This window comes from Sulfitobacter sp. 1A12779, from assembly GCF_043557315.1.
GTDB classification, from domain to species: domain Bacteria; phylum Pseudomonadota; class Alphaproteobacteria; order Rhodobacterales; family Rhodobacteraceae; genus Sulfitobacter; species Sulfitobacter faviae.
Genome location: NZ_JBIFFU010000015.1, coordinates 29,507 through 42,072, shown reverse-complemented (window position 1 = coordinate 42,072; position 12,566 = coordinate 29,507). Strand labels below are relative to the sequence as shown.

Sequence of the window (12,566 nt, the reverse complement as noted above, 5' to 3'; positions counted from 1 at the left end):
TAGCCACGTAGATGCTCTTGCTAGGTTGCTTGAATTTGGGAGAAATACTTGAAACGATTGATAGATATTCTTGGCAGCAGTATCGGCCTTGTGCTGTTGTCACCAGTCTTGCTAATTGTATACTGGCTGATCCGGTTCGAAATGGGGTCTCCTATGCTGTTCCGGCAGGTCAGACTGGGGCTGCATGCGGAGCCTTTCGAATTGATCAAGTTCCGTACCATGCGCGACGCGGTGGATGCGGAGGGCAATCCGCTGCCCGATTCCGAGCGCCTGACCCGGCTGGGCCAGTTCCTGCGCTCTAGTTCTCTCGACGAACTACCCCAACTATGGAACGTGCTGAGGGGCGAAATGAGCCTCGTCGGCCCACGCCCGCTCTTGATGGAATACTTGCCACTTTATTCCCCCGAACAAGCCCGCCGCCATGAGGTGCGCCCCGGCGTCACCGGCTGGGCGCAGGTGACCGGGCGAAATGCGATTTCATGGGACGAGAAATTCGCACGCGACGTCTGGTATGTAGACAACCGAAGCATTTGGCTGGATCTGAAGATCATTTGGTTGACTATTCGGAAGGTGATTAAGCGCGATGGCATTTCCGCTGCTGGAGAGGCCACGATGTATCCATTTAAGGGATCGGACAATTGAGCACGCTTTTCAATCCGGGCTACGCGGCCTCGACCGAGCTCCGGGAACTCGGAATTGGATCGGTCGGGGCTAACGTACATATCGCGCGTAACTGTACCATCATCGGGTACGAGCGACTGAAGATCGGCGACAATGTTCGCATCGACGGGCCGACTACCATACTAGTTGGGTCGTCATCGGAACTGATGATCGGTTCGTTCGTCCATATCAGCGCAGGGTGCCACCTGGCCGCCTCGGTTCCCCTGGAAATGGCAGATTTCGCCGGCCTATCGCAGGGGGTGCGGATCTTTACCGCGACTGACGACTACTCGGGCGAAACACTGACCAATCCGATGGTGCCCAGGGCATACAAAAAGGTGCAGAGCGGGCCGGTCAGGCTTGGGCGCCACGTAATTGTTGGGACCGGGTCGGTGATCTTGCCCGGGGTCAACATCGGCGACGGCACCAGCGTCGGCGCGATGTCGTTGGTGACCAAGTCTCTACCACAGTGGAGCCTTTGCATGGGCACACCATGCCGGCCGGTTCGGGAACGCATGCGGACCCTGTTGGAGCTTGAAAAAAAACTGTTCGAGGATATTGCCGCAGGCAGTACCTCCCTTCCCAGACCATAGAGGCCCCCAATGCGCATTTATCTCTCCCGCCCCCATATGTCCGGCCATGAGGAACAGCGCGTGGCCGAGGCGTTCGCCTCGAACTTCGTCGCCCCTCTCGGGCCCCAACTCGATGCCTTCGAAGCCTCCGTGCGCGACTACCTCGGCGCGGATCTGCATTGCGTCGGACTGTCCTCGGGTTCAGCGGCGTTGCACCTGGCGCTGAGCATCGCGGGCGTTGGACCGGGCGATGAGGTCTGGATTTCATCCATGACATTCGCGGGCGGCATCTTCCCGGTGAACTACCTTGGCGCCACCCCGCGCTTCTTCGACCTCGACCCGGCAAGCTGGACCATCGACATCGCACGGCTTTCGACCGAACTTGCCAAGGCTGCGGCAGAAAACCGCCTGCCCAAGGCCATCGTGCCCACCGACCTCTACGGCCAATCCGCCGATCTCCATGCGCTTGAGACGCTCGCCACGCAATACGGCGTGCGTCTGATTGTCGACAGCGCTGAAAGCCTTGGCGCCTCCTACAAGACTGGCCGCAAGGCCGGCACTGGGGGCGATGCCGCGATCCTGTCCTTCAACGGCAACAAAATCATCACCACCTCCGGCGGCGGCTTGCTGGTCACCAAGCACAAGGCATGGGCCGATGAGGCGCGCTTCCTCGCCACCCAGGCGCGCGACCCCGCCCCGCATTACGAGCATTCCACCTTTGGTTATAACTACCGCCTGTCCAACATCTGCGCCGCGATCGGACTTGGCCAGATGGAGGTGCTGGACGCTCGCGTTGCTCGCCGTCGCGAAATCTTCGAGCGCTACAAGTCCGCGCTCTCTCGCCCCGGCATCGCCTTCATGCCCGAACCCGAAGGCCTGCACTCGACCCGCTGGCTCACGGCAGTGACCATCGACCCTGATGAGACCGGCATCACGCGTGAGGAGATTCGCCTGATGCTGCTGGAACACGAGATCGAGTCCCGCCCGCTGTGGAAACCTATGCACATGCAGCCACTCTACGCCGGTATGCCCTATCACGGCACCGGCGTCGACGAGCGCCTTTTCGCCAATGGCCTGTGCCTGCCGTCGGGCAGCGACATGACTGATGAGCAGCAAGATGAAGTTGTTGAGCGGGTCACAGCGCTCCTTAATAAAGGTCGTTGAACTCCCCCGGTCCGCCTGATGCGAATAGATCCGATAGGCTTAAGCAGGCAGCAGCCTCAAATAGCACTGATCCTTGGCCTCTTTGGCGAGAAAGATCGAGTGCATCCCGGCTAATATGGCCATCTTCGCCAGCACGGCCGGCCCCTTCCATAGCTCTGGCCCACCCGCGCGTTTCGACCTCAGCGACCGAAATCACACGATCATCAGAGCCGTATCGGTCGATCAGAACACGGTGTTTGTCGTCGGGATCTTGCCGGTAGCGCTTCCACTCAGCAAGCGCGCCCGTGGCCAAATACCTGAACCCCAATAGCAGCGTTCTCGGCTCGTCGCCAACAACATAAGAACGGGGCTCCCCCATCGCGAGACTTCCCAAGTCCACGCCAAAGCGACGGATGTTTGCCAAGGCGATCTTGTCTGGGCTGTGTTCTGCGACCTCACGTAGAACCTCTGAGTCATTGAACACTGCTGTGGCAGAGAGCGCGCAGAGTCGGTAGCAGAAAACCACCTTAAGAAGTGCAGCGCGCTGCCGATCGGTGAGCGCGTCCAGCTCCGGGGAGACTCCCGCCAAGGCGTTGATGTTGATAATTCCCATGCGCAATCCGTCAGTTGATTGTGACCGTGCCGCTAGACGTGAAGACAGGCGATGTGCCGTCCCACGTCAGCCGTAAATATCCCGCAGCACCGTCACCACTGGGATAACCCGCTTTAGCTCCGGTGCCACCAGCGCCGATGATAACGTTGACCTCAGCGCCATAATCAGCGGTGATCATGCGTGTTCGTCTTGTCCTTGCGGCGCCTCCAAAGCCCCCTGCGCCCGAAGAGTCATAGATCGATGGTATGTCGCCGCCCCCACCACCATCTCCTGCTCAATATGACGAAAAGGGCGCTGCGGAACCTCCGGCATTAACACTACCGCCGATGCCACCCAGACCGTAGAGCGTCCCAGCGTCATCATTGCCTAGTCGTGAGGCCTGTCCGCTCATGCCACCCAGCCCGCCGGCGGCGGAGACCTCGGGACGACCGGTTAGAGTGATGATTGTCGGCCCTCCGGATCCTGGTCGACCCGAGGACATCCCTATCGCTTGGAACTGGGGGCGAACCGAATTTGAAAGCCTGCGGGATCACGCTTCTTCCAAACAAATCTCATAGTGCGTATTGCGTCCTCCGCCTTCTCGGCCTCCTAGGCTCAGGACCCATTGATTATCGCGGAGCCGCATGATTCACCGTCCGAAAACGGAGCGGTGATATGTCTGATCTTTTCTGGCTGAACGATGCGCAGATGGCGCGGCTGGAGCCCTACTTTCCGAAATCCCATGGCAAACCACGTGTCGATGATCGGCGGGTTTTAAGCGGGATTATTTTCATCAATCGCAATGGTTTGCGATGGCGAGATGCGCCTAAGGAGTATGGCCCCCACAAGACGCTCTATAACCGTTGGAAGCGTTGGAGCGACAAAGGCATTTTCGCACAGATGATGGTGGGACTGGCTGCCGAGCACAGCGAAAAGAATACCGTGATGATCGATGCTACCTACCTGAAGGCTCATCGCACAGCGTCCAGTTTGGGCGTCAAAAAGGGGGGCGTGGACGTCTTATTGGACGAACCAAAGGCGGCATGAACACCAAACTTCATGCAATCTGCGATAGCCGGGGGCGCCCACTCAACCTGTTCGTAACGGCAGGACAGGTGAGCGACTACATAGGTGCGCGAGCGCTTTGCGATAGTCTTCCGGATGTCGATTGGCTGCTCGGCGATCGCGGCTACGACGCCGACTGGTTCAGAGAAGCATTAGAAGACAAGGGGATACACGCCTGCATCCCCGGACGAAAACAGCGGAAGGCGACGGTGAAGTATGACAAGCGCAGATACAAACGCCGCAATCGGATCGAGATCATGTTCGGCAGACTCAAGGACTGGCGGCGCGTTGCCACTCGCTACGACCGATGCCCAAAGGTCTTCCTCTCAGCCATCGCTCTCGCCGCCACTGTCATCTACTGGCTATGAGTCCTGAGCCTAGAATGGTCCATCCTGCTGACTCAATATAAAATACCAAAGCATTTCCGAGCAATCCCTCGAATTAGGTCGCTGGCGGGATCGACTAATTGAAATATATACTGTCTTAACCGACGGGCTAGGCTCTCCTATCTAGACTGACGACTCCCACTGAAGGAGTTTATCCACCTCAACGTGATCATTCTGCTTTTTTGCTGTATATATCAGGTCTGAGATTTTGTCGTCAGTTGGTATATAATCCAGCGGCAACGCATGCAAAATGGCAATTATTTCAGGAATATTGGAATCTCCGCATGCAAGAAATAGGCGATCCAAGACTTTCTTTAGTTGATCCAAAGGAAGAGATACTTCTGAGGCTGTCATAATGCGGGGGTGATCAGTCGGTTCTGGATTGTTACCGATGAGAAGTTCCTCGTAAAGTTTCTCCCCTTTGCGCAGCCCTGCGATATAGATTGGAATATCGCCCTTCTCAGGGGAAATCTGATCCGGCTGATCGCTCATGTAGGGCGTTAACCCATGTAGCTTTACCATGCTAAACGCGAGGTCCAGAATTCTAACTGGTTCACCCATATCCAAGACAAAGACTTCTCCCCCGCGGCCCATGGCGCCTGCTTGAATTACCAATTGAGCTGCTTCGGGGATCGTCATGAAATACCGGGTTATGTCCTTGTGCGTGACCGTGATAGGCCCCCCATTCTCGATTTGTGACCTAAACCTGGGGATCACTGACCCCGAAGAACCGAGAACGTTTCCGAACCGCACCATAGAAAAGACTGTATCTGATACATCTGCTGAGTGAGCTTGGCAGATCAACTCTGCAATGCGTTTGGTCGCGCCCATAATATTTGTTGGACGTACAGCTTTATCAGTAGAAATCAGGATAAAATTTTCTACGTCGTATTTTTTCGCTGCGAGGGCGATCGTAAGTGTGCCGAATACGTTGTTTCGAACGCCCTCCACCAGGTTTTCTTCGACCAACGGAACATGTTTGTAGGCTGCTGCATGGTAAATCGTCTTTACCCTAAAGGCTTTAATCGCTAGTTCTAAACGCCGGCTGTTTTGAACTGAGCCAAGGATAGGTATTATCCTCGTAGGAACCTTGAGACGCTTGGCCATTGCGAATAGTTCAGCTTCAATGGTGTATAGTGCAAACTCAGAAGCCTCAAAAAGGACTAATGCCGCTGGAGTCTGATTCAGGATTTGGCGGCAAAGTTCACTCCCGATGGATCCGCCTGCGCCGGAAACCATTACCACCTTTCCAGTGATGTTCTTTCGAAATAGTTTAGGATCCGGGATAACTGGATCACGGCCAAGGAGGTCCTCAGCTGAAACAGTCCGTAATTCTGAAATTTTAGCCTTACCGCTGATGATATCAGATATGCCGGGGATGGTTTTGATTTTCACCCGATGGTCTTCAAGCTTCCTTACAATAGCCCTACGTCGCGCGCGGGTTATGCTTGGTATTGCGAACAAGACAACATCTGCGCCTGTTTTTTCGATGAGTTGCGGGATGTGTTCGGGTGCGTAGACGTTCAACCCGCTGACAGTCATGTTCTGTATGTTCGGGTCATCGTCCACCAGGCCCACCGGGGCATATTCCTGGCCCTGAGAAAGAGAATTCACAAGCTGCAGCCCAGCGTCGCCAGCACCGTAAATTATCACCGGCTGCTTGCGCAATCGCTTTGGGTTGCGGAAAACATTCCGGGTAAATAGCCGCAATCCCCCAATAGACAGAAATACAAAGACCGAAAAAATGAAGGGGACCGAGCGCGGCATAAATGCGTCGAACCCGATGCTTGCTCCATAGAGGGCAACTGCGGCAATCCCCGCCCCTTTGCCGATCTTCATGAGTGTGTGCTGGCTGATATGCCTCACCATCGCGCGGTAGAGACCTGAATGCCAAAATGTGATCAATGCAGCGACCAACGCCACTGACAGCGCCCCCCACAGCTCTTTCTGCCAAAAAAAAGCCGTGCTCTCGAGCCGAACCAGCATCGCGCCAATGAGCGACAGGGTTATGAACAAACTATCTATCACGAGCTGCAGAGCAATTTTGCTCCGCCTGCTTAGACTAGAGAGGTAAGAAGTATAACTATGCATCAACGTAAATTTCCAATTTAAAGTAGTCCGATGCCACGACTTGATCTTGTTATCAAGTTCCAGGCTAACCACGAGCCATCAGTATCGGGCGTCCATGAGGCAATACGGTAACCCTGTATGGGCAGGAGTGTTTAGCCACGGAAGATGGTTCAAGCTTTCACTTTACCATAACCAGCATTTGCAAGGCTATCCACCACGCCGTCTACCGCGCGCGCAATTAGTTTTGCGTCGTGGTTCTTGGCCTGACCTTGTTGCTGAGGCCAATACGCAGTTGCGATTTGCAGGCAACGACGCTGGAATTGCACAGGCTTACTGCGCGCTTCTCGGCGCTGGCCTCATTGAACTCGACGATGCGGTCAAGCGTGTCGTTCTGCCTCATCAGGCGGCCATTGCGGGCAGGGTTGGCGGCCGCGAAGCCCGGCCCATGACGTCATGGGGGGGTAGCGCCTGCTGCGTCTGCTCCTGCGTTGCAAGAACGCCATGCCATCGGAGCCTTTAAGCGCCTCGCGCGCCGTTGTTTCCCTATGGGTAGTGTCCACCTGTACGGTCTGGACGGCGACCTGAGTGGCCTCGTCGTACGCTGTTGTCGCGGCGCGCAGTTGATCGGCCCTGTGCCCCACCGTCATGATAGTATGGCGGGGTGCAACTTAAGCTCCGGCGGCCATGGGTTGGCTTAACATCGTTGCGGGGGCGCTCGGTGCGGGTCTCCGCACATTGGACTCTGGAGCGTTCCAAGAGTTAAAACTTTTGAGAATATGGCTAGTCTGTTGCGACGCGCCTAAGCCGAAAGGCATAATCTAGCCCTTCCATACTTCATAGCCGGCAGCCTGTTGCCGCCCGAGATAATATCTACTGGCCCAACCACAGAGTTTACTGCATGTAACCTCGACAAGAAGCTACTGTTGGTTGGCGCGTTAGAGCGCTTGCGCTCTCAGGGCTACAGATTGGAGAATAGATTATTAATATGTCCAATTCTCGTGCGTTCTCCTTCGGCCCCAGCCAACGTCGAACGATCACGATTTGGCTGACTGTCGGCCTGTCTGTCTGCATTGCCTTGCTAACCCTTATTCCATTGAATGCCCCGGATGTTGTTCCAGGAGGGGACAAGACCCACCACATACTGGCCTTCATGGCGTAGACGCTACCTTCGGCGACCTTTTACCCAAAAGCGCTTCTTCGGGTAGGCTTGTCAGCGGCGTTCTACGCCGGACTGATTGAGGTGGTTCAGCCCTATGTTGGTCGATCAGCAGAGCTGGCTGACTTTGTTGCGGACCTATTTGGGATCGGTCTTGGCGCTTCTGTTGGCCTCTTGCTGCACTGGCGCTGCAAGAGTCGCGTGGCATCTCATGCTCACCGCGGCTGACTTAAGCTGGGAGCCGCGTTTTCTCAGCTTGAGTTCAGGGTGTTTCATAGAGTCCGCGCTATACCAACTTTCGGAGCTGTTATAAATTGTAGTCTGGGAGTAGGGGGAAGCTGGCCCGATGTGCTGGCCTAAAGCCATGATGAGCTGCGTGCGGCCATCTCCTCCGCGAATTTTCGACGCATCGTTTCTTCAGGTTCCTTGGTTTGGTTAAGGAGGGCGTTGTCTCTGATCACCTTCCTCTGAACAATTCAAATTCTGATCTCCGAACCCCGTTTAGCGGCGCCGAAGCTCAACTCTTGCGCCTTCTTGACCCATCATCTAGTATCATAAGAGATCGCGAGCGCATGATGTGCCTCGGTCGCCCATAAACCTTGGGGCGCCGACACATCCGCAGGGTGCCCCCTATGCAGGGAGAAACCCGATGATCCACCCTCAAGCCATACTAGAAATCGAGGCGGTCGCTTCGCTCACCATTACGGTGGCTCGCTTAAAGAGACGTACTGCTTTCGAACGCAGTACAGCATGTCTCAAGCACCAGTGTACCATGCGGCGCGACAATGGCGCAAACGGAGGACGGTCAGCATGAGCATGCAACAACGGGACCTCGTCGTCGCCGACGTAGCGCTCTGGGCGATGCGTTACCGCCTTACGCCGCAGCAGGCAATTTTTGTCGAAGCTTACCGACGTGACTTTGACCCGGTGCGAGCACTCCGCATTGCAGGCTTTGCGGGACGCAACGAAAAAGCGCTCGCGATGAAGCTGCTAAACCAGCGCAACATTCAAGCCGCTCTCAAGGCCCGTAACGAAGAGCTTCATTGCCGCGCTGAAGAAATGCGAGAGGCAGTTTTGAAATGGACCCGAGACTTGCTCGAGGCAGATCTTGACGATATCTATGATGAAAGTAATCAACTCAAGCCTGTCGCTGAGTGGCCCGAGGTCTGGCGGAAGGGCCTTGTGCGGTCTCTCAAAGTGGACGGGGGGGCCGGCAACAGCGGGCGCAATAGGGTCAAACTTTCACTGACGGATCGCCTAAACTTCCTAGAGCTTCTGATGCGACATCTGGGTATGCTCGGCCCTCGCATCAAACGCAACGAGGATAGGAAGCTTTTGGCTGCAGCGCGGGCGGCGCAAATGAGCGCTGACCAAGTGGCGTTACGGAAGCTTTATAAATAGTCCCGCGACTATATCTGAGGTATTGTCGGCGGAGGCTCAGGCTTCCCAAACGTTCTGCTCAGCATATTCTAGATAGCGTGCGAGCACATTCACAGATTTCCAGCCTCCGGCCCTCATGATAGCAGCAGTATCGAAGCCTTTGCGTAGAAGGTCTTGGGCTGCGCCTACACGCATAGAGTGGCCGCTGAACGCCCGAACCTCTTCAGGAGAATAGCCGGCCTGTTTCGCGGCTGTTTTGACAACCGTCTTGACGGTTGTGTCGCTGAGGCTGCGATCTACCGGGCGTTCTTGATAGATTGGGCAGAAGAGCCATTCAGTGCGTGGACCGCGCCAAGCCTGCCAATCCAAAACGCGACAAGCCGTATCGGCCGAAGTAAAGGCGATGCGCCCTTGACCTTCTTGATCCGCTTTGCTGCGCCTGATCAGTACTCGAAGAGTGCCATCGCTCCGCAGCGTGATATCGTCGTCGCGCAATGCAACGAGCTCTGATCTACGGGTCATTAGTTCATAACCTAAAGACAGCATGGCTGTGTTGCGCATTCCCCAAGGTGTCTTCGGCTGGACGGCTAGAAAACGTTCAAGGTGCAGAGCAGTCAATCCCCGGGCTTGCTGAGGGCGGACTGGTCTAGCGCGGCGCACCCGGCGGTAGGCTAGATTTATCGCTTCGTCATGTGTCGGGTCAGCAAGGCCCAACAGCCTGTGAATCTTGCGGATCGCATATAGGCGGCGCCTTACAGTCGAGGGCGCCATTTGCCTGCCTTCGGCTTCCAAAAATGCGCAGACCTGCGCAACACTTGCAGGAAAGGGATCAAGCCGCTCTTGCGCACACCAAGTGACATAGGCTTGCACATCACAATGATATGCGCGCATCGTTGCATCGGAATATGCCCCATCGAGAGTTTCTAATGCTTTGCTCCAATCCAACATGCCCGATCTCCGGTAAGAATAGTTCAGTTATGATAAAAAATAGATCATAACTAACACTATGTCAATCACGGGTCAGCAAATACGGACAGCGCGCGCCGCGCTGAATTGGTCAGTTAAGGACCTCTCCGATGCCACAGGTATCGGTACTGCGACGATTGTGCGCTATGAAATGGCCGAAGCTACGGTGCCCAAATCGCGCAAAAACAACCTCGAAATACTCCGTACCTGTTTTGAGGCTGCCGGGATTGAGTTTATCGGCGCCCCTGACGACGCGCCCGGCCTGCGGTTTTACACAACTGTTTCCTGAAGCCGCCTTTAATGCGGCAGCATGGCACGCGTTTCAGAGCTTACTGCCAAAGAGCTTGCGCGCTGCAGTCCCCATATGTAGTGTGTGAGACACATACCGTGCGCATGATGTGCTAGGTTCGATTTCCGCTCAGCGGAGGTGATGTGCATGATGCCAATCCCTCTGCTGTTTGCAGGGACGCACCAATGCGCAATTTCGGTTTTCCCACATCAATTTTTGGCTTTATCGCACCTGCGCGTGCGCCGCCTTGCGTCTCGATTTGGCTCTTTTCCGCTCCCGGCAAAAGCAACGTCTGAGAAAATTTATCCCTTCGCAAGGAACCCAGAAATGACAAAAAAGCCCAAAGATCCCGTTGCTGTGCAACACAAACGCCTCCCTGTCGCTCTCGGAGGAAGTCGAGAAAACCATCAAAAGATTCTTGGCGAGGTTCATGACACCCTCCAAGCCCGCAGCGCGCTGGAGCGCCGCCGTGCCAGTGAAATCGCTATTCTGGAGATGGAGTTGGAGCAGCATCGACGGCTGCGTGATACGCGTCTTATGGCAGCCGTGCGCGATTTTGCAGCAGGCTATTTCTCATCTGGCCGTTTTGTAATTCGGCCAGATGTAGAACAAAGACATTTGAAACTCGCGCGAGATCTGGTGGGGGAGGACCCTACGCGCCAGGTTAAAGCGGAGGAAAAGTTGCAGGCCGCGGGCACAACGCTCGATGAGCTTTACGCGCGTGCCTATCAAACACTCGCGGAGGGTTTGAGCCATCATGAAAAGCGCATCGAAAGCTTGGAAAAGCGTCGCCGCGACCTTCTGGATGATTTCGACGCTCTTCGTGTCATTGCCCCAAGGATGCGGCAAAATGGATAAGCGCGATGAAACCGGCGGTGCGCGCTCTGACCCATCGCAAAATGCCAGACGGCACGGGCTAACTGCGCCCGTGCCGAGCGAGCAAACGCTCAAGATTTACCGCGAGATTCTAAACAACCCTGGACAATGTGCGGCAAGCTACGTGACTCATGAAGTGACCCGCTTGGCATGGGCGTTGGCGGAAGCTGAGGCGCGAGTTGAGCGCGCCAGCGCAGCCGAGCGCGAGCACCTTTTTGGCGGTGCGAGAGCAGATGCTGTTACGATTGACGACTTCCGGCAAGTGGTGCTTGACGTCCCAGCAATGCGGGAAATCGTCTTATCGCAAACCGGGGATGTCGCTACGGCAGTCGCAGCCGCGCAGGAGGCAGCATTCTGGAAAGCCTACTGGAAAAAGGCTGATCTCCTGAAGCGCTATCGCCGCGAGGCTGAGACCAGCAGGAAGAAAGCGCAAGCTGCCTATATCAAGGCGCTTGTCAAAGACGATCCTTGTCCACCCGGCAAGTAACGCGGATCGCGCTTTGAGGCGGGCATAAGGAAGTAACGGATTTGCCGTCACGAAGCGGTCATTGCTTTTTGCGGCACGCTATTTGACATTATGGATCATTCATTTTCGGGGCGAAGCCGGTCTTCGCCCCGAAATGCTCTTTGCCATGCACAGTTTGTCAGCAGCAACTGAAGCCGCCTCCTTCGCTGTGAGCCGGCGTCTCTTCTTATCTGGGGCAAGGGGTTGAAGTCATATCTCAATCGTTTCCCATCCCAGTGTTTGTCTGGGCTAGGCGGCGACCTTGGTTCCAGCCGTTAGCGCGCGACACGGAGCGTTCGTATCGTCAAGCAAATCTCGCGCGGGGCGTTCGGAACTTACAGTTTTTCGAGGGGTCGCCTTGTCTTGGGGGTATATAGTTGGCTTGCGCACTCGTGGTTCAATGATTTGCGCAGTTCTCGTCAAATGCCGTTTCCCGAAACGAACCATTTTACTCCTTTAGGTGGTGTTAGAGAGAACCCGCCATGCTCAGAAAAGGCTTGTGGGGCAGGGCGCTGGTGGACTGCCGGTGTGCAACACGGACAACTTACATACAGGTCCGGTACGTGCTTCAGTTTGCCAGGCGGCGACGTCGGAAAGCATCAAATAATTGGACGATAAGATAGTCCTAGGTGTGAAGCCTCGACTGTGGGGCTAGATCGCAGATAGCCGCCCTAGTACGCGAACTCTCAGGTTTGCGGGTATGGCGACGGGACGTCTTGGGAGCCCGTTGCCGCTGGTTTCGCGAGAATGACACGGTAATCGCAGAAAAAGCATTGCCTATCGAGACTATCGGTGTCCTGGGCTTCTACCTTAAATCGGTGCATATAGAGCTGAGAGCCGTTGTGCCGTTGCCGGGCTGGCTCTGTGTGAAAATTTTGTTCCATACGTGGCTCACGCCTAACGTTG

At 55.6% G+C, this 12,566-nt stretch carries 13 protein-coding genes; 8 read left to right on the top strand and 5 right to left on the bottom strand.

The window, feature by feature from the left end; all coding sequences use genetic code 11:
- The first annotated feature begins 48 nt into the window (after nt 1–48).
- Genes ACGYLQ_RS15585 through ACGYLQ_RS15575 form a run of 3 tightly spaced genes read left to right on the top strand, consistent with a single transcriptional unit; the run spans nt 49 to nt 2,396 of the window.
- On the top strand, nt 49–642 hold the full coding sequence (locus ACGYLQ_RS15585; protein WP_394443730.1) for a sugar transferase: 594 nt from the start codon (nt 49–51) through the stop codon (nt 640–642).
- On the top strand, nt 639–1,253 hold the full coding sequence (locus tag ACGYLQ_RS15580) for an acyltransferase (RefSeq protein ID WP_394443729.1): 615 nt from the start codon (nt 639–641) through the stop codon (nt 1,251–1,253). Before ACGYLQ_RS15585 ends, ACGYLQ_RS15580 begins: the two co-directional genes overlap by 4 nt.
- 9 nt (nt 1,254–1,262) lie before the next feature.
- Entirely contained in the window at nt 1,263–2,396 is a 1,134-nt protein-coding gene (locus ACGYLQ_RS15575; protein ID WP_394443728.1) for a DegT/DnrJ/EryC1/StrS family aminotransferase, read from the top strand.
- Here ACGYLQ_RS15575 and ACGYLQ_RS15570 read toward each other — a convergent pair.
- Nucleotides 2,380–2,988 (bottom strand): hypothetical protein, encoded by a 609-nt coding sequence (locus ACGYLQ_RS15570; RefSeq protein WP_394443727.1) that lies wholly within the window; start codon nt 2,986–2,988, stop codon nt 2,380–2,382. The genes ACGYLQ_RS15575 and ACGYLQ_RS15570 overlap by 17 nt on opposite strands.
- A 10-nt stretch (nt 2,989–2,998) precedes the next feature.
- Nucleotides 2,999–3,166, bottom strand: coding sequence for a hypothetical protein (locus ACGYLQ_RS15565; protein ID WP_394443726.1), 168 nt, complete (start codon nt 3,164–3,166; stop codon nt 2,999–3,001).
- Between the two features lie 476 nt (nt 3,167–3,642).
- Between ACGYLQ_RS15565 and ACGYLQ_RS15560 the strand changes: the two genes are divergently transcribed.
- Nucleotides 3,643–4,400 (top strand): IS5 family transposase gene (locus tag ACGYLQ_RS15560; protein ID WP_394443725.1). Its coding sequence is split into 2 segments (ribosomal slippage): nt 3,643–3,964 and nt 3,964–4,400, totalling 759 coding nucleotides; the frame shifts between segments, so codons are not numbered across the junction.
- Between the two features lie 141 nt (nt 4,401–4,541).
- On the opposite strand, the gene ACGYLQ_RS15555 is transcribed toward ACGYLQ_RS15560, so the two are convergent.
- Nucleotides 4,542–6,434, bottom strand: a complete 1,893-nt coding sequence (locus ACGYLQ_RS15555) for a polysaccharide biosynthesis protein (protein WP_394443724.1) — start codon at nt 6,432–6,434, stop codon at nt 4,542–4,544.
- A gap of 292 nt (nt 6,435–6,726) precedes the next feature.
- Nucleotides 6,727–6,888: a hypothetical protein gene (locus ACGYLQ_RS15550; protein WP_394443723.1), complete on the bottom strand. Its 162-nt coding sequence runs from the start codon at nt 6,886–6,888 to the stop codon at nt 6,727–6,729.
- A 1,566-nt stretch (nt 6,889–8,454) separates the two neighbouring features.
- Between ACGYLQ_RS15550 and ACGYLQ_RS15545 the strand changes: the two genes are divergently transcribed.
- The gene (locus tag ACGYLQ_RS15545; RefSeq protein ID WP_394443722.1) at nt 8,455–9,045 is read left to right on the top strand and encodes a terminase small subunit; all 591 of its coding nucleotides are present in this window, start codon (nt 8,455–8,457) and stop codon (nt 9,043–9,045) included.
- Nucleotides 9,046–9,081: 36 nt separating this feature from the next.
- Here ACGYLQ_RS15545 and ACGYLQ_RS15540 read toward each other — a convergent pair whose 3' ends face one another.
- Entirely contained in the window at nt 9,082–9,972 is an 891-nt protein-coding gene (locus ACGYLQ_RS15540) for a tyrosine-type recombinase/integrase (RefSeq protein WP_394443721.1), read from the bottom strand.
- A gap of 58 nt (nt 9,973–10,030) precedes the next feature.
- Here ACGYLQ_RS15540 and ACGYLQ_RS15535 point away from each other — a divergent pair, with 58 nt between their 5' ends.
- The 3 genes from ACGYLQ_RS15535 to ACGYLQ_RS15525 all read left to right on the top strand — a co-directional run bounded on the left by ACGYLQ_RS15535 (nt 10,031) and on the right by ACGYLQ_RS15525 (nt 11,642).
- Nucleotides 10,031–10,279 carry a helix-turn-helix domain-containing protein gene (locus ACGYLQ_RS15535; RefSeq protein ID WP_271694085.1) on the top strand — a complete coding sequence of 83 codons (249 nt, stop codon included), beginning with the start codon at nt 10,031–10,033 and terminating at the stop codon, nt 10,277–10,279.
- A gap of 147 nt (nt 10,280–10,426) precedes the next feature.
- Nucleotides 10,427–11,137 (top strand): hypothetical protein, encoded by a 711-nt coding sequence (locus ACGYLQ_RS15530; protein ID WP_394443720.1) that lies wholly within the window; start codon nt 10,427–10,429, stop codon nt 11,135–11,137.
- Nucleotides 11,130–11,642, top strand: coding sequence for a hypothetical protein (locus ACGYLQ_RS15525; protein WP_394443719.1), 513 nt, complete (start codon nt 11,130–11,132; stop codon nt 11,640–11,642). Before ACGYLQ_RS15530 ends, ACGYLQ_RS15525 begins: the two co-directional genes overlap by 8 nt.
- Nucleotides 11,643–12,566 lie beyond the last annotated feature (924 nt).

Excerpts from the sequence above, each read along its gene's own strand:
- ACGYLQ_RS15530 (WP_394443720.1), top strand. The coding sequence starts at position 10,427 with ATGATGCCAATCCCTCTGCTGTTTGCAGGGACGCACCAATGCGCAATT.
- ACGYLQ_RS15550 (WP_394443723.1), bottom strand. The coding sequence starts at position 6,888 with ATGAGGCAGAACGACACGCTTGACCGCATCGTCGAGTTCAATGAGGCC.
- ACGYLQ_RS15545 (WP_394443722.1), top strand. The coding sequence starts at position 8,455 with ATGAGCATGCAACAACGGGACCTCGTCGTCGCCGACGTAGCGCTCTGG.
- ACGYLQ_RS15540 (WP_394443721.1), bottom strand. The coding sequence starts at position 9,972 with ATGTTGGATTGGAGCAAAGCATTAGAAACTCTCGATGGGGCATATTCC.
- ACGYLQ_RS15575 (WP_394443728.1), top strand. The coding sequence starts at position 1,263 with ATGCGCATTTATCTCTCCCGCCCCCATATGTCCGGCCATGAGGAACAG.
- ACGYLQ_RS15525 (WP_394443719.1), top strand. The coding sequence starts at position 11,130 with ATGGATAAGCGCGATGAAACCGGCGGTGCGCGCTCTGACCCATCGCAA.
- ACGYLQ_RS15535 (WP_271694085.1), top strand. The coding sequence starts at position 10,031 with ATGTCAATCACGGGTCAGCAAATACGGACAGCGCGCGCCGCGCTGAAT.
- ACGYLQ_RS15570 (WP_394443727.1), bottom strand. The coding sequence starts at position 2,988 with ATGGGAATTATCAACATCAACGCCTTGGCGGGAGTCTCCCCGGAGCTG.
- ACGYLQ_RS15565 (WP_394443726.1), bottom strand. The coding sequence starts at position 3,166 with ATGATCACCGCTGATTATGGCGCTGAGGTCAACGTTATCATCGGCGCT.